Origin of the sequence: Acinetobacter sp. YH12045, from assembly GCF_013419925.1 — a bacterium.
GTDB classification, from domain to species: Bacteria; Pseudomonadota; Gammaproteobacteria; order Pseudomonadales; family Moraxellaceae; genus Acinetobacter; species Acinetobacter amyesii.
Genome location: NZ_VOZE01000002.1, coordinates 220,997 through 238,276 on the forward strand (window position 1 = coordinate 220,997; position 17,280 = coordinate 238,276).

Annotated in this window: 15 protein-coding genes; 5 read left to right on the plus strand and 10 right to left on the minus strand. The window is 39.6% G+C overall.

What is annotated here, in order from left to right; translation table 11 throughout:
• Window positions 1-11: 11 nt before the first annotated feature.
• The 3 genes from FTU02_RS04750 to FTU02_RS04760 are packed head-to-tail and all read left to right on the plus strand — an operon-like array spanning window position 12 to window position 3,456.
• Window positions 12-1,211: an HlyD family secretion protein gene (locus FTU02_RS04750; RefSeq protein ID WP_373684205.1), complete on the plus strand. Its 1,200-nt coding sequence runs from the start codon at window positions 12-14 to the stop codon at window positions 1,209-1,211.
• Window positions 1,211-2,341, plus strand: a complete 1,131-nt coding sequence (locus FTU02_RS04755) for an ABC transporter permease (protein WP_180156100.1) — start codon at window positions 1,211-1,213, stop codon at window positions 2,339-2,341. The genes FTU02_RS04750 and FTU02_RS04755 overlap by 1 nt, the downstream gene beginning before the upstream one ends.
• The gene (locus FTU02_RS04760; RefSeq protein WP_180156101.1) at window positions 2,338-3,456 is read left to right on the plus strand and encodes an ABC transporter permease; all 1,119 of its coding nucleotides are present in this window, start codon (window positions 2,338-2,340) and stop codon (window positions 3,454-3,456) included. Before FTU02_RS04755 ends, FTU02_RS04760 begins: the two co-directional genes overlap by 4 nt.
• 119 nt (window positions 3,457-3,575) lie before the next feature.
• Here FTU02_RS04760 and FTU02_RS04765 read toward each other — a convergent pair whose 3' ends face one another.
• A complete protein-coding gene (locus FTU02_RS04765) occupies window positions 3,576-4,124 on the minus strand; it encodes a hypothetical protein (protein WP_180129293.1) in 549 nt (182 codons plus the stop codon).
• Window positions 4,125-4,583: 459 nt separating this feature from the next.
• On the opposite strand from FTU02_RS04765, the gene gltP reads away from it, so the two are divergent.
• Complete coding sequence (gene gltP, locus FTU02_RS04770; RefSeq protein ID WP_078190399.1) at window positions 4,584-5,879, plus strand: glutamate/aspartate:proton symporter GltP; 1,296 nt, start codon at window positions 4,584-4,586, stop codon at window positions 5,877-5,879.
• A 69-nt stretch (window positions 5,880-5,948) separates the two neighbouring features.
• Here gltP and FTU02_RS04775 read toward each other — a convergent pair whose 3' ends face one another.
• From FTU02_RS04775 to FTU02_RS04800, 6 genes are all read right to left on the minus strand, one after another.
• Entirely contained in the window at window positions 5,949-6,392 is a 444-nt protein-coding gene (locus tag FTU02_RS04775; protein ID WP_078192064.1) for a DUF3887 domain-containing protein, read from the minus strand.
• A gap of 73 nt (window positions 6,393-6,465) precedes the next feature.
• Window positions 6,466-9,450 carry a DNA gyrase subunit A gene (gyrA, locus tag FTU02_RS04780; RefSeq protein ID WP_180156102.1) on the minus strand — a complete coding sequence of 995 codons (2,985 nt, stop codon included), beginning with the start codon at window positions 9,448-9,450 and terminating at the stop codon, window positions 6,466-6,468.
• Window positions 9,451-9,740: 290 nt separating this feature from the next.
• On the minus strand, window positions 9,741-10,373 hold the full coding sequence (locus tag FTU02_RS04785; RefSeq protein WP_180156103.1) for a hypothetical protein: 633 nt from the start codon (window positions 10,371-10,373) through the stop codon (window positions 9,741-9,743).
• 462 nt (window positions 10,374-10,835) lie between these two features.
• Window positions 10,836-11,768 carry an FAD-binding protein gene (locus FTU02_RS04790; protein ID WP_180156104.1) on the minus strand — a complete coding sequence of 311 codons (933 nt, stop codon included), beginning with the start codon at window positions 11,766-11,768 and terminating at the stop codon, window positions 10,836-10,838.
• A gap of 18 nt (window positions 11,769-11,786) precedes the next feature.
• Window positions 11,787-12,539: an electron transfer flavoprotein subunit beta/FixA family protein gene (locus FTU02_RS04795; protein ID WP_078192067.1), complete on the minus strand. Its 753-nt coding sequence runs from the start codon at window positions 12,537-12,539 to the stop codon at window positions 11,787-11,789.
• A 528-nt stretch (window positions 12,540-13,067) separates the two neighbouring features.
• Window positions 13,068-13,673 carry a LysE family translocator gene (locus FTU02_RS04800; protein WP_180023307.1) on the minus strand — a complete coding sequence of 202 codons (606 nt, stop codon included), beginning with the start codon at window positions 13,671-13,673 and terminating at the stop codon, window positions 13,068-13,070.
• 113 nt (window positions 13,674-13,786) lie between these two features.
• On the opposite strand from FTU02_RS04800, the gene FTU02_RS04805 reads away from it, so the two are divergent.
• Complete coding sequence (locus FTU02_RS04805) at window positions 13,787-14,281, plus strand: Lrp/AsnC family transcriptional regulator (protein ID WP_078190405.1); 495 nt, start codon at window positions 13,787-13,789, stop codon at window positions 14,279-14,281.
• Between the two features lie 501 nt (window positions 14,282-14,782).
• Here the strand turns inward: FTU02_RS04805 and FTU02_RS04810 are convergent.
• The 3 genes from FTU02_RS04810 to FTU02_RS04820 form a co-directional block, all read right to left on the minus strand.
• Window positions 14,783-15,154 (minus strand): hypothetical protein, encoded by a 372-nt coding sequence (locus FTU02_RS04810; RefSeq protein WP_111883920.1) that lies wholly within the window; start codon window positions 15,152-15,154, stop codon window positions 14,783-14,785.
• A 279-nt stretch (window positions 15,155-15,433) separates the two neighbouring features.
• Window positions 15,434-16,357: a tyrosine recombinase XerC gene (locus tag FTU02_RS04815; protein ID WP_180003344.1), complete on the minus strand. Its 924-nt coding sequence runs from the start codon at window positions 16,355-16,357 to the stop codon at window positions 15,434-15,436.
• 71 nt (window positions 16,358-16,428) lie between these two features.
• The gene (locus FTU02_RS04820) at window positions 16,429-17,271 is read right to left on the minus strand and encodes an enhanced serine sensitivity protein SseB C-terminal domain-containing protein (RefSeq protein ID WP_180156105.1); all 843 of its coding nucleotides are present in this window, start codon (window positions 17,269-17,271) and stop codon (window positions 16,429-16,431) included.
• Window positions 17,272-17,280: the final 9 nt, after the last annotated feature.

The following is a 17,280-nucleotide window of genomic DNA, read 5'->3' on the forward strand; positions in this document are numbered from 1 at the left end:
GGGAAATGCACATGAATCAGGATTCAACTGATCAACCAAAAGACACCTCAACTGAGGATAAATCATCTGTTACATCAACAAATGATACGGTTGTACCAAAGCCTGTTATGGAAAACAGTAGTACGCAAGACGAAATCGCGATGGATAAAAAGCCGACAGAATCTGTTAATTCAACGTCTCTAGAGCAAGACCACTCTTTCCCCCCAACAAAAGACCAACATAAGAAATCTATACTGATAAAAATTGCCGTTGGCATTATATTGATACTACTTTTGGCATTGATCGCATTTGGTCTATGGAAAAGTTATCAGCCTAAACAGGTTGAATTACAAGGTCGAGTAGAGGCAGAAACAATCCACATTAGTACCAAAGTACCCAGCCGTATCGAAGAAATATATGTGCATGACGGTGAAAAAGTACAAGCAGGTCAAGCACTGGTTCGTTTAACCAGCCCCGAAGTCGATACAAAGAAACAACAGGCTTTAGCTGCTCTCCAATCTGCGCAAGCACTGCAATCCACAGCTGAACGTGGCTCTCAACAAGAAAATATTGATAGTTTATATGCCAATTGGCAAAGTCTAAAAGCACAGCAACAATTGGCGCAAACCACCTACCAACGTGGTCAAAACCTCTATAAAGAAGGTGTCATTTCACGACAACGCCGTGATGAAATGCAAGCTGCCGCAGTGTCTGCTGCACAAATGACAGAAGCGTCTTATCAACAATATGCGCGTGCAAAACGTGGCAGTACACCGCAACAACAAAGTTCGGCAGATGCCCAAGTCAAGATTGCGCAAGCCGCATTGGCTGAAGCCAATGCACTTGAGGCTGAAACCAAGTTATTTGCACCGTCCAATGGCACCATTTCAAAAACCTATGGCAAAGTTTCAGAATTAGTTGCGATGGGTGTGCCCGTTGTAAGCCTGATTCAAGATGATAGCTTATGGATTAGCTTAAATGTCCGTGAAGACCAGTATGCTCAAGTGTATCAACTCAAGACCATGCAAGGATTTATACCGGCACTGAACAAATCTGCCGAGTTTAAAATTGATCACATAGAAGCCGAAGGTGAATTTGCAACGATTAAAACCACGCGGCAAACGGGCGGCTATGACATTCGTAGTTTTAAAGTCCAACTGAAACCCGCTCAGCCGATTGCTGACTTAAAAGTGGGTATGAGCGTGTTGTTTAAAATTGAAGAGCGTAAATAATGTTTAGGGGCATTCTGCGTGAGTTTCGCTATTTAATGCAGCACAAATGGGACTTGTGTATGGTCACACTTGCCCCCGCCCTTGTGATTTTGCTCTTTAGCAATATGTTTGCTCAAGGCAAACCAGATCATTTACCTATCGCGATCATAGACCAAGATCAAAGCAGTTTAAGCCGTAACATTACTCATTTTGCGCAGCTCAACCATACCTTAAAAGTAGCCACTATTACACCCAGTATGGACGATGCTGAAAAGCTTTTAAATCAAACCCACATTTGGGGCTATATTCATATTCCTGCTGGCGCAGAGCAACGACTGGTTCAAGCAAAAGATGCAGAAATCAGCATTGCCTATAACCAAAGCTATTTTAGTGTCGGCAATAGTATTTCATCAGCCATGTTACTGAGTACACTGCAAGCCATGGCCGATTTTAGTGGTCATCAGTATTTAGAAAATAGCATCCCCTACCTCGATGCACCGACGCCCAATGTTAAAATTTCACCCTTATACAATCCGAGTTTAAATTATGAGTTCTATTTAGAGCCTTATATGATTCCTGCGATTCTGCATTTATTACTCTGTTGCTGTGTCGCATTTTCAGTCGGTCAAGAAATCAAATATGGCACTGTAAATCAATGGGTGAATCCAAGTTCTGTCTTTCAAGCTTTAATCGCTAAAAATCTCAGTTATGTTTTCATTTTTACCGCCTGGACTTGGGCGTGGATGTTCTGGCTAATTGTGTTTAGAGGGTGGTTTGTTCAGGGGTCATTACTGCTCATTTTGCTCGGGCAATTGTTTTTTTATACTGCCTATGCCTTTATCAGCTCTACTGTAGTTTTGGCGACACGTGATCTCACCAAGTCCTTTGGTTTTATTGCGGTATATGGTGGCTCATCTCTAAGTTTTGCAGGGGTGACATTGCCGCTGAATAATGCGCCAATGTTTACAAAGTTCTGGGCCAATATTATCCCCTATACGCCTTATGCCAAACTACAAACAGAACAATGGGTCATTGGTAGCCCAATCTCCATTTCAATCACACCGCTTGTCACTCTGATCATTTACTGTCTGTTCTATTTTGTTCTTGCCAGCTTCTTTTTACGTAAAGTACTAAAGGAGCAACTCATATGAATGTAATTGCATCATTTCTATCAAATTTGCTCAGACACTATATTCAAACCTTTAAAGATATTGTGAAGCACAGTTCGATTTTTACCACTTTAGTGCTTTCTGTTTTTCTTTACAGTTTTTTTTATCCCATTGCCTATCAAGCGGAACACGCAGAATCGCTACCCATCATTGTGGTGGATGAGGAACAAAGCATACTCACCAATACGATTATTGGTGCTGTAGCCAATAGTCCCAATGTAGAAATTCAAGCTGTGACAGGTAATTTTGCTGAGGCTGAAAATATGCTCAGAAGTCAGCAAGCTGACGGGATTTTACTGTTGCCGAGTAATCTTTCAAATAGCATTCGCCGTGGTGAAACCGGTGGAATTGGTTTATATCTCAGTGCTGCAAACTTTCTAAAGACACAAAAAATTGGCTTAGGTTTAGCCAGTTCGATGGAAAATGCCCTCGTCGAATATGCAGAAAAATTCCAGAACATATCCGATTTTAGCCCCGCTTTGTCGATTCATAAGATTCCATTATTTAATCCACTTTCAGGCTATGGCAGCTATATTTTCCCAGCGGTTGCACCCTTAATTATTCATCAGACGATTTTATTGGGTCTGTGCATGCTTATTGCGACCTATCGACAAAACACCACATGGCGTCCAAGTTATACACAATTGGCTGGCATTTTCTTGTGTATTTTGACCATTGGAACTTTGGGGTGCTTCTATTTATTTGGTTTTACCTTTTGGCTGAATGACTATCCACGGGGTGGAAATTTGTGGGGCATGTTCATTGCTGTACCCATCTTCCTCAGTTGTATTATTGCGATGACGCTCTATCTAGCCACCTTTCTTGACCTGCCAGAACGTGCAGGACATGTCATCGTTTTTAGTTCTATTCCGCTATTTCTACTTTCGGGAACGGCATGGCCACATGCAGCTATGCCTGAATGGATGCAAATACTCGCTCAAGCATTACCTTCGACCCAAGGCATTCAAATGTTCCTTCAACTCAATCAGATGGGTGTGCCAACAGCAATCGTCATTCCTAAACTGCTTTACCTTTCAGCTATTGGACTGATTTTTTTATGTCTTGCTGTCTGGCGTTTAAATTTTGCCAAAAGATAAAACTGTTTGTGCTGTAAGACATGTCTGGTCTCAAGCGAAATGCGTTCAAACCTATTCATCATAGACTCGAACACTTTGTATCTAATCATGTCTCAAATTTAAATTCTTGCTGTCATCTATTAGCTGTATGCATTTGGCGTGACAGTCGATGCTTCATCCACTTGAATATCAAAATCATCTGCATCTGAGGTGATCTCAGTAACCAAATCATCTGATTCTTTTTCTGCAGCGTTTTCAAGCCAGAATCCTTTCACTTTATCGTTCCCATCATGACCTGCAAAGACCACACTCATATACAGTTCTCTTTGCGGATAATCATATTTATACACAATTGTTGTGGTCTTACCTTCTCCCAGCCGAGTATTTGCCATTCGCTGAATTACTTCCGCTTCAGCACTAGGTTGACCTGCAGGAATCAGCTTTTTCATACGTGAAAACAGCTCTGGATCTGCTAGCATCGCATCACGAACATTTTCTTCAACCAATACCAAAAAGCTGTCTTGATGGGGTTGGTGTAGTGCTGCGAATAATTTTTCTGACTTGATACGCTGTGAGCTTGTCTCACTTGGTAGGCTTGATTCGAATTTTGCAATCAAGAAATCGCCGATTTTTTCACAAGCCGTTATAGGTAAGATTAAAGCAATGATGACGACTAATTTTTTCAACACCGTACAAGCCCTCTGGTTATTATTAAAATATATAAAGTTAAAATTTAGTTCGGATAATCTGTGTGATTTATAGAATTTTCACTGATTTATCTGCCTCACAAGTATAAAGCAAACTTCTATATAAAAATGAAAAATACAGGCTCACAATTAGTTTTTCGATCTTTCTAGGCAAATCAGAGATTTTGTGAAGTGTTCATTAATAACTCAATTTTATTCGTTCTATAAATTAAACTTAATAATCAAATCGCTTATACAACTAAAAATGATAATTTATCGATCAAACAGTTTGGTTTTGATCAAAATCGTTGGCTGTATTCTCATATAAACTGCAAAATATTATCGTATTTATCTCCCAAATTATTCAGAACTTTTTGTCATGGCGGATTCAGTCTGTCTGCAACATTTGTTCGTGGATGACTGTGGGCTTTTTTCTCCCAAATCTGACATAAGAGCTGATGTATGAAAAAGATTAAGGTGAGCCTTGCCTGGCAAATCGTGATTGCTCTCATTCTAGGTATACTTGTTGGTGCTTTCCTACACTATTCTCCTGAATATCGTGATGCTTTAGTTAATAACTTTTTGACGCCTTTAGGTTCAATTTTTATTAACCTCATTAAGATGATCGTTATTCCGCTTGTTGTGTCGATGCTTATTTTAGGTATTGCCAATACAAGTCACGGTAGTAACTTAGGTAAACTAGGTTTCAAAACAATTATTTATTTTGAAATCATTACCACAGTTGCAATTTTAGTCGGTTTAGTTGCAGCCAACGTATTCCAACCTGGTGCCGGCATTGATATGTCTGCATTGACGCAAGTCGATATTTCAAAGTATCAAGAAACAACACATGAAGTCAGTGAGCATTCTCATGGTTTGATTCAAACAATACTTTCACTTATTCCATCTAACTTTTTTGCAGCTTTGACGAGTGGTCAAATGCTCCCGATCATCTTTTTCTCTGTGATGTTTGGTGTAGGTTTAGGTGCGCTTGATCAAGAAGTAAAACAACCTTTAATTAAAGTGTTGACCGCTGTTTCTGAAACGATGTTTAAAGTTACGCACATGATCATGATGTTTGCACCTATTGGTGTATTCGGCTTGATTGCAGCGACTGTTGCAAATTTCGGCTTCAGCTCTCTTGTGCCACTGCTTAAGCTCGCAGTTTTAGTTTATGGTGCAATCTTCTTCTTTATTTTTATAGTATTAGGTGCCGTTGCCAAGTTCTGTGGCTTCAGTGTTTGGGCCATTATCAAGATCTTAAAAGATGAATTGATTCTCGCCTATTCAACTGCAAGTTCTGAAACTGTCCTCCCCCGTATTATGGAAAAAATGGAAGCTTACGGTGCTCCGAAACCGATTACCAGTTTCGTGATTCCAATTGGCTATTCATTTAACCTAGATGGTTCGACCCTATATCAAAGTATTGCAGCTATCTTTATTGCTCAGCTTTACGGGATTGATCTGACAATCACCCAACAAGTGATTCTGGTCCTGACCTTGATGATTACCTCTAAAGGGATTGCAGGTGTACCTGGCGTTTCTTTCGTGGTCTTGCTGGCGACTCTCGGCAGTGTCGGTATTCCACTTGAAGGTCTGGCATTCATTGCGGGTATTGACCGTATTTTAGATATGGCACGTACTGTACTGAATGTAATTGGTAACGCACTTGCGGTACTGGTGATCAGTAAATGGGAAGGCCAATTTGATACTGAAAAGCAAAAAAATTATGCTGCCAATCTAAAAGATGCCGCTTAATTTTATGTCATAAAAAAGGACGCTTCGGCGTCCTTTTTTTACAGCTTTGTTTTATTTTTTCACCTAATTTTATTTATTTTTTTCGCCAAAAACTGAAATATTAAAATCTCGAATTTTGTTACTTCCTGCCGGCTTATCAAAACTTACATCATACTGTACAAGGTTTTTATTGGTATAACCGTACTCATAAGTGACCGTATATAAAGACGGCTTTTCAGTCGATTTTTCAATATGCTTTGCCACTATATTTTTGCGTGAGTAATCTTGTTTCGGAATACCTCGAGCAAATTTACGCAGCTCTTTTTCATTCTGTTCAAACTTGGCTTTGAGTTCTGGTTCAAAGTAGGTGTATAGCTTTTCAAAATTGCCTTCACGTAGTTGATCATAGGCAGCTTGGGCAACTTCAGTCTGTTCAGCACTTGGGTCTGGGATTGCATTTAAGGCTTTTTGACCAATTTGGTCACAGCCGCCAAGCCCAATAAGTGAAGCCATTGCAAAATATTTTAATTTCATATTGTACTCATCAATCTAAAATTATCTGTCTATAAAAAAGGACGCCGTAGCGCCCTCTTTTCTCAATCTTCAATTAGTCTTCTTCAGGCTCATTGCGATCTGATTCATTGTCATTTTGATCAATAATCGTTGAGTCATCTACAAGTTGCTCAGTTTCGATTGCTTCCACTTCTTCAAAAGTTTCGTCTTCTTCAACTGCTTCGATCGCCACAACACCGACTAAGATTTCGCTTTCACCTAAACGGATCAAACGAACACCTTGAGCATTACGACCTGTTTGTGCCACTTCAGACGCACGTGTACGAACCAACGTACCGCCATCTGAAATTAACATTAGCTCTTTAGACGCATCAATCGCTACCGCACCAACAAGTTCACCGTTACGTTCAGATGTTTTAATTGCAATAACACCTTTACCGCCACGTTTCTTAGTTGGGAAGTCATCTACTGGTGTACGTTTACCATAACCATTAGCTGAAGCACAAAGTACTTCACCAGTTTCCGGAACAACCACCAATGACACTATACGGCTAATGAGAGCTGAATCAGAGGTATCTTCATCATCAGACTCTACATCCGCATCCTCAGCTTCTTCAGCTTGAGCTGCTGCACCAATGGTCACGCGCATACCACGAACACCTTTGGCAGAACGACCCATTGAACGCACGTCAGTTTCTGCAAAACGAATGGCTTTACCTTCGTTTGAGAACAACATGATTTGTTGTTCGCCGTCGGTAATGGCAACACCGATTAAGGTGTCATCACCATTGAGTTCAATCGCGCGTAGACCGTTTGAACGAACATTCGAGAATTGTTCTAACTCAACACGTTTAATCGTACCGTATTCTGTTGCCATAAATACGTAGAAGTTTTTACGAACGGCTTCTGCTTGCTGTGCAAAGTCATTGATGATTTCATCATCAAGATCAGTGGTAGAAAGCTCTAAGCCCAACTGTTTCAATTGAACACGTAATGCATCAGACAAGTCATCTGCACCGTCTTCAGTCTCAGCAAGTGCAGCTTCTAAACCAGCAAAATGACTATTAATCACTTCATTGGTTTGTAGCTGTGCACTATTGGCTTTTACAAATGCTTTAAAGTCAGCCAAACGTTCTTTAAATTTCTTCGGCGCATCGACCACTGGTAAAATAGCGGTGATGGTCTCGTTTTCATCTAATGGCAATAAGTTCACCATCGGACGACCTTTCGCACCACGAGATGCTTGAGGTACTTCATACACTTTCAAACGATAAACTTTACCCACATTGGTAAAGCAAAGCACTGTTGCGTGGTTTGAAGTCACGATCAAATGCTGGATGTAATCGTCTTCTTTCATTGAAGTTGCAGACTTACCACGTCCACCACGACGCTGTGCAGCGTAGTCTGACAATGGTTGAGTTTTTGCATAGCCTGATTTAGAAACAGTTAGTACCATTTGCTCTTCAGGGATTAAATCTTCACGAGAGAAGTCGATACGTGATTCCACGATATCGGTACGACGTGCATCGCCATATTGTTGAAGGATTAAAGCCAATTCTTCTTTAATTACATTCATCAATAAGTTGAAATCGTTCAAAATTGCAGTGTATTCAGCAATTTGACCTAGAATTTCTGTATATTCAGCTTGTAACTTGTCTTGTTCTAGACCAGTTAAGCGATGTAAACGAAGTTCTAAGATCGCACCTACTTGGGTTGGAGACAGACGATAAATATCACCTGTTAAACCAAATGGACGTGCTGGATCTTCGCCTTCAATTTCATCTGGTCGGACAGATACCGCACCCGCTTTTTCAAGCAATGCAACAACACCACCGCCTGCCCACTCGCCCGCTTGTAAACGTTCGCGTGCTTCGCTTGGGTTTGCAGATGTTTTGATGGTTTCAATGATCGCATCGATGTTTGCAAGTGCAACCGTCAAACCTTCTAAGATATGTCCACGTTCACGTGCTTTACGCAATTCGAACATGGTACGGCGTGTAACCACTTCCTGACGGTGACGGATAAACGCTGCAATAATATCTTTCAAGTTCATTAACTTAGGCTGACCATTATCGAGGCAGACCATGTTAATGCTGAATGAATTTTCTAATTGGGTATTTTGGAATAGGTTATTTACAATCACTTCGGCGTTTTCACCACGCTTCAAGTCAATTGCAATACGCATCCCTTCTTTATCTGATTCATCACGAAGTTCAGAAATACCTTCAAGTTTTTTCTCTTTGACCAACTCAGCAATACGTTCAATGGTTTTTGCTTTGTTAACTTGATAAGGAATTTCAGTGAAGACAATCGTGCTACGGCCCGATTTTTGGTCTTCTTCAATGTGATATTTACCACGGATATGCAAACGGCCTTTACCAGTACGGTACGCATCGACAATGCCAGATTTACCATAAATGATACCGCCTGTAGGGAAGTCTGGACCAGAAATATGTTCCATTAACCCTTCAATGCTGATGTGCGGATCGTTGGCATAAGCAAGACATGCATTAATGACTTCTGTCATGTTATGCGGAGCCATGTTCGTTGCCATACCTACAGCAATACCAGCTACACCGTTAATCAACAAGTTAGGCACACGTGTTGGCATGACTTGTGGAATACGTTCAGAACCGTCGTAGTTGTCTTCCCACTCTACGGTATCTTTTTCAAGATCCGCTAAAAGTTCGTGGGTTAATTTACGCATACGAACTTCGGTATAACGCATTGCTGCTGCACTGTCACCATCGACAGAACCGAAGTTACCCTGACCATCAACCAATTGATAGCGTAAACTGAAATCTTGAGCCATACGAACAATGGTTTCGTATACAGCTAAGTCACCATGTGGGTGATATTTACCGATGACGTCACCGACTACACGGGCAGACTTTTTGTAAGCTTTGTTGTAGTCATTGCCCAATTCGTGCATTGCAAAAAGCACACGACGGTGAACAGGTTTGAGACCATCTCGGACATCTGGCAACGCACGTGACACAATCACGCTCATTGCATAATCGAGATATGAGCTCTTCAGTTCATCCTCAATGGCAATCGGTCTAATTTCCGATACGCTCATGCATACTCCTTGTTATACAAGCAGAATTCTGCCCGCATTTATATATCGTAAATCTGTAAAAATTAGTTCAAAAAATACTGAACCAATATCAAAAATCAAGTCGGACAGTATAGCATAAAAACCCTGATTTTTGTGCCAATCATCTTGCACTAGAACCATGATTTTTTGTATTTATTTTAAGCATTTTGATTTTATTTGCTGTGAAAAAAACCTCTACGAATAGAGGTTGTTTAATGTTCAAAAAATTTCTTTTCGAAGCTTCAAATTTAGACGCATAAATGTGATAAAAATCACTCTTTATGATATTGCATGACCTCTAATTCTTGAGGCACATGATCCTGCTGCATCCATGGGTATGCTGTTAAAAACAAACCTAAAATAAGCGGAAATTCATAAACTTCTTCGATGAAATCTTTATAAGCCAAATCGTACAAAAATAAAAAACTGAGACTTCGGCTATGCTCAACTGCATCAGAAATAAATAAGCCCAATATCACCAAGCCGAATGGCCAAATTGGTAAAGCCAAGGTTTTTAGCTTACGTACAATTTCTTGGCGTAAATACGGCGAAAACAGCATAAAGACCACAGGTGCAATCATGAATACCGAAATTAAACGAAAATACGGTTTAGGCACATCAGGAAAATAGTCACGCCCCCAACTAATACTACGACCAAATAGCAACAACCACCATGCAACAGCCCACAACCAAAATTGTTTCTTTCCATCTTGCATTTCAAGTGGTCGAATATAGAAAAAAGTAAAAATCGCAAAAAACAGCAATAACAATGCTTGGACCGATTCAACTGCTGTAACAGTCATTCCATCAAATAAAGGAAAAGAGATACTTTGTAAAACAGGAAAAAGTAAACAGCAGATCATCAGCACCAATACACTGACTGGTAACTGAAAATCAAATTTCAAAGGGAGACTCCGCCTAAAGGGCAAGTTCAATAAAACAGCAATATTAACACAAAATATACAATCCTTTAAGCTTGCTTTAGGTTTAAGATTCAAACTTGAAGGATAAGTTTTTATTATTTTATTTTAAATCTTTGTATTTTTTATAATTTATTAATTTCCATCCTATTACCAAGCGATTGCTCCTGCTTACTTACCATTTAAGTTTTAACATACAAATAGCTTACGCTACAGTAGTGCCTAATACTGACAACAAGAAATAATATCGTAAGAATTTTGAAGTACGAAATTAAGAATCCACCACTCTCATAAATATGAAAAATAAAAGTGCAATGCATATTTATGTACATTCACGTATGGTTAATCGATTAAGCATGATCAAGAAGATCTACCAGACTATTCATTCCGCAATAAAAAACGCTCCTAAGCCATAAGCTTAGGAGCGTCTTGAACTGTGTTCAGAAATTAGATTTTAGATACTAATTCTGGAACAACAGTATTCAAATCACCCACTAACCAGTAGTCAGCTACTGAGTTAATTGGCGCTTCTTCATCTTTGTTGATCGCAACGATCACTTTAGATTCTTTCATACCTGCCAAGTGCTGAATCGCACCAGAGATACCTACAGCGATGTACAAGTCAGGAGCAACGATTTTACCTGTTTGACCCACTTGCATATCGTTTGGTACGAAACCAGCATCAACTGCTGCACGAGATGCGCCTTGCGCAGCACCAAGCTTGTCCGCTAATGGATCAAGAACAGTGTGATAGTTTTCACCTGAACCAACACCACGACCGCCTGAAACAACAATACGCGCAGCTGTTAATTCTGGACGTTCAGATTTCACGATTTCTTCAGAAACGAACTTAGAAATACCAGCATCACCAGTAGATGCAACAGCTTCAACTGCAGCAGAGCCGCCTTCGCTTGCAACAGCATCAAATGCAGTACCACGAACAGTCGCAACTACAACAGACTCTCCAGACTCTACAGTTGCAATCGCGTTGCCTGCATAGATTGGACGTTTGAAAGTTTTAGGACCTTCAACAGCAATGATGTCAGTGATCATGCTTACGTCAAGTAGCGCAGCAGCACGTGGAAGTACGTTTTTGCCCGTTGTCGTAGAAGCAGCAAGGATGTGAGTGTAACCCGCACCGATAGAAGCAACTAATTTAGCAACGTTTTCAGCCAATTGATTAGCATAAGCAGCGTCGTCAGCAAGTAATACTTTGCTTACACCCGCAAATTTAGCTGCTTGGTCTGCAACTGCTTGAGCGCCTGAACCAGCTACTAATACAGTGATATCACCACCGATTTTTTGCGCTGCAGCAACAACGTTAAGAGTTGCACCATTTAGTGCTTTGTTGTCGTGCTCAGCGATAACTAAAATACTCATGATTTTTATCCTTCTGTATTAGATCACTTTCGCTTCGTTTTTCAATTTATCTACAAGCTCGTCTACAGACTTCACTTGTACGCCCGCTTTACGTTCTGCAGGAGCTTCAACTTTAACAGTTTTAAGCTTAGTTGCAGGTGAAACGCCATAATCAGCAGGTGACTTAGTATCAAGCGGCTTTTTACGCGCTTTCATAATGTTTGGAAGAGCAGCATAACGTGGCTCATTCAAACGTAAGTCAGTTGTAATAATTGCTGGAAGTGCAAGTTCAACAGTTTGTAAACCACCATCGATTTCACGAGTCACTTGTACTTTATCGCCTTCAACTTTCACTTCAGAAGCGAAAGTACCTTGGCCAGCACCTAAAAGCGCGCCAAGCATCTGACCAACTTGGTTAGAGTCGTCATCAATTGCTTGTTTACCAAGAAGGATCAATTGAGGTTGTTCAGCGTCTACAACACCTTTTAGGATTTTTGCAACTTCAAGTGCACCTAACTGGCTGTCGTCAGCTTCAACAAGGATACCGCGGTCTGCACCAAGCGCCATAGAAGAACGGATTTGTTCTTGAGCTTCTTTAGGACCAATAGAAACAACAACGATTTCTGAAACAGTTCCTTTTTCTTTTAAACGAACCGCTTCTTCCACTGCGATTTCACAGAATGGGTTAATTGACATTTTAACGTTCGTTAAGTCAACACCACTGTTGTCCGGCTTAACGCGAACTTTAACGTTGGCATCAACCACACGTTTTACAGCAACAAGAGCCTTCATGTAATCCTCGGCTGTTTTAGCAAATGTAAATGTTGAGAAAAGTTATATTAACTCTTCACTTTAAATTTTTTAGGTGCCCTATCTTGCAATGTGTACGGCATTTCGGTCAAGTCACAATTATCGAAAGACCTGTAAAAAAGCGTAATTTCCTTGAACTTATCGTTCACATTTTTTAAAGAATGCTTCAGTTATCCAAAAAAACGCATTATTCAGTTATTTTTTAAGCATTGATTTTTATTATTTTTTTACTTGATTTAGCTCATCAAAAGATCTGATTTAATATCAATTTTCGATCAATCTTTCTGAAATAGAGCTTTCCCTCTACACATTCGGCAACATATCTAAACTTGTCATTTAAGATAGAAGCATAATGAATTTAGTGCTGATTTCACTTTTCTGAAGCTAATTGGCGTGTTTTTCCCACTGTTCTTATTCTTAATATCTGTCAATATTCAGCACAGATAAAAAAACCTCCGCTTTCGCGAAGGTTTTAGTTAAGGCATTTATTTCTATTTACATTTGCTGTTTTTAATTGGCAATTAACCACGTCGCAGCAAGAGCCAATAAACCGCCTGATGTACCATCGATCCACTTTTGTTTGCGTTCATCAATTTGAGTTTTTTGTGTAATACGTGCAAAGACCACACTTAAACTACAATACACCACAAAAATCAGCCCAATAAAAATGAAGGACAAAATCAAACCTTGACTCACGGTATTCGCTGATTTATCGATAAATTGCGGCAAAATTGCAAAATATATCAACATTCCTTTCGGGTTCAGTAAAGCCGTAAAAAAGCCTTTTTTTATCGGGTTGGACGCTGACTTTTTCTCAATACTTAATTTTTTACTGCTAAATACTGAACGCAGCAAATGCGTTGCCAAATATAAAAGATAAGCAATCCCCAACCAGCGGATTGTTTCAAACAGTAGTGGAAATGACACGATAATCGCAGCAATACCCAATGCCACCAAAATCGAGTGAACCAAATAACCTGAGCACACCCCCACTGTTGCCATCATGCCTGCTTTTGCATCCTTACCCATCACTTGTGACAGGATAAAAAGCATATCGGGTCCTGGTGTGAAAATAAGGGGAATTACCGTTAAGGCAAACAAAGCAAATACAGACATTTCAATTTTCCCTTTCTATGTCCTGAAAGTGAAATTAGTATGTTTGAATCGCTTTAAAATAGGATATCAAATATTCTATAATAGATATTATTTTTAGAATTATATTCTATTTTATGAAGACATCTTCTAAGTCAATTCTAGTTAAACTAGATCGTATTGATAAAAATATCATTCGCGCACTTCAAAATAATGGCCGCATGCAAAATAATGACTTAGCCAAGGAAATTGGACTCTCGCCTTCTTCTTGTTTACGTCGGGTCAAATTACTCGAAGAAGCAGGTGTGATTCAGAATTACACCACAGTGGTCGATCCACAAAAGATTGGCTTTCAATTGATTTTATTCTCTCGTATTTGGTTGACTGGGCAAGATGCTGAAACAATCGATACTTTTATCGAAGCAATGAAAGAACTTCCTCAAGTCATGGAGTGCTACATTATTTTGGGTGAGTGCGATGCAATGCTCAAAGTAGTGGTGCCTGACCTAGAAAGTTACCGTAAATTTCAGTCTACTCACTTAACCAAGAAAAATGGCATCACTAGTGTAAAGACTGATTTACCTAGCCAAATCATCAAACAAAGCTTCCAGTTACCGTTAGAAGATTTGTAACCAAACAATTGATCTGCCAACGAGCAACTCAAGCATTAGAAACGACGAGGCTGATACTACAAGAATGACCACGTAGTAACGCAGTTATTCACAGCCTCGAATGCAAAAACCTAGCTATGCGGTATTTCATTATATTTTAAGCAAAGAAAAATAATGATTTGCGGCAAATGAACGTACACAATCTAAGGAGCCTTTGAGCTTAATTTCTTAAACAAGAATACGACTGATTGGATTTACAGGCTCTCGCTATCAAAACTGAGCGAATTGATTACTGAACAGCAAAATGGGTTTACATTTAGAGATTTTGTTTAGCATCATAAGTTTTGCAAAGACGTCCACTAGCTTATCTCAAATGTTTATTTGAAAGCTTAAAACCAAACGAGGTAGACACTTTAACGCTCTGCTCATAAGCATCACAACATGTCATGGTGCGGGTGATATAAGGGCTAAACATCCAAAACCAATGAAGATAGCCCATGAGTTGTTTATTTGACCAATGGTTTAGGCTGGCTGATTTTCCAAAAAGTCACGATGGATGTGGCTTAGGTCAATAAGTTCATACTTTGCCAAATCAAAAATACGCCAAATGGTGAGGGCATCTTCTTTACTGTCAAATTTAGCAGTTGCTTTATTGGTAAGCTGCCATTGTTTATCCGAAATCCAAATAAAGTATTGTCCCGTCGCCGCATTAAACGCCTGAACTTTTCCATCGGCATTAATCCCTTGTAGCTGCGCACCTTCAGGCAATACAGCTTCTACTTCAGGCAAACTGATTTCAACAAAGTGTTTGATCTGGCGTAAGCCGTATCCTGCAAAAATTTCTTTTTGCTGACCATTTAACTGGTCATATTTTTCTTGAATATCTGAAATCATGGTATGGCCTATATATTTTTAACGGTACAGCAATTTAGTAAATGGCGAATTTCACTTCAGCACTTACGTCAATTCAATAATGGACAATTTTTATACCCGATAATTTGAATTTTTATAATGCGACAATAGTTCAAAATGTCGGTCAATTTTACCAATATTTTTTCACATCCTTATTTAATTTTCATGAAGTAGACCACCTTAGGATGCAAAATGTGAAATCCAGCCTGTGAATTTAAGCAAAATTTAGACCACTGAGTACCAAAGTCGTTTTTGCAATTGTTACGAATCTTTATGCTGTGCCCGTGGATGGGCCTGATCATAAACTTGTGCCAATCGATCAAAATCCACATGGGTATAAATTTGTGTAGTGGTTAAATTACTATGACCCAACATTTCTTGTACAGCACGCAAGTCACCGCTATTGGACAACATATGGCTAGCGAAGCAATGTCGTAATAAATGCGGATGTAAATCGACATTTACACCTGCACGTCGAGCTTGAAATTTAACTCGATTTTCTATTTGTCTTACCCCCAGTGGATTACCTTTTTGAGTGATAAAAACTTGGGCTTCTGGGACAAAATCACCATGCCATGCAGGATATAATTGCAACCAATGCATCACAGCCTCTTTGGCTTTAGAACCAAAAGGTACAATGCGCGTTTTATTCCCTTTACCCGTAATACGTAACAGTTGGCGATTAAAATCAATATCTCGAATGGTTAAGCCCTGCACTTCAGCCAAACGTAAACCACTTGAATAGAGCAACTCCAAAATCGCTTTATCACGTATCCAAAGCTGCCGTTGAGTTTCACTTTCTGGCTCAGGCTGTTCCATGATTTGTTTAATGGTTTCAATATCGACCAATCCAGGTAAAGGACGTGATTGGCGTTTGAGCTGAAAATCATCTGCAGGATTAAAATTGAGATAATTTCCTTGTTCTGCCCATTTCATAAATTGGCGTATCGAAGATAACATGCGCTGCAAACTACTTGGACTGAGCTGAAACTGTTCCACTTTATGAGCAACAAATTCACGCAGATCTGACTTTTCAACATCATGCAGTGGCAAGTTGCGTATTGTACAAAATTGGAGAAAATCACTGACATCACGCTCATACGCTTGCAATGTATGTTTAGACTGATTTTGAATTTCACGTTCCTTCAACCACATAGTCAGTAGTTGACTCTGATCCATCGTCATCTGTCTTCTCCCATTTCAACATGTGCTTTAGCGTTGCAGTACGTTCACTAAAGCGATTTTACATATCTATTTTATGAAAAGAGTCTAGCAAAGAACCCTTTAGGCTTACCATCAACACGTTGGTAAAAAGCTTGCGTTTCATTAAGCAAATACCCTTCTACACCATCCACACTGTGTGGATTGACATGGATTAAATCCACTGGGCATTGCTCTTTTAAACTATCCTGTGTGATACGACCAATTTTACTGTGTAAATCTTGAATTTGTTGTTCAGATAATCCTGCTTCTAAATCTAGTCCGATCAGCAAAGTTGGTGAATCATCTCGAACTTTATTCAGCATTTGCGCCAAATAAGCAGCTTTTACCACACGCTCTGTGCCAAAAAAAATGCTTAATTGATCAATCATAAACTGCGGATATTCCGCCGGCTGACCAATTAAAACTTCCGTATCTTCCGTAACTTCATAGTTTTCTGAGGGCTGAATATACTGCCCGTCCAGCAAATGTTGAATTTCTTCTGGTACAAAGTCTTTCGTTGCATCTGGTGATTGTGGATTCAATATAAGCTTTGCTCCCAAGGTCATGTCAAATAACACCTTAGTTGGTAGCCGGATATACGACTCTTCTTCAGATATTGCCAACCGCATTTTTTTTAAGGACGTAAAAAACGGGATGATGCTATCATAAGTTTCATCTTCCCATGATTTCAATTGAACACTGTCGCCTTCCTCCAAGGTCAAATCTTCGGCAATGCGTGAATCCGCCCCTGTTGCTCCCACACAATACACATTGGCCGCTAATAACTGAGCTAAAAATTCAGGGCGATACGCAGGTTCATGTAAGGCTTTATGAAAAAGTTGCTCTAAGATTTCTTCTTTTATTTCTTCGTTTATTTGTTCGTTTATTTGTTCCATGTTGATTCC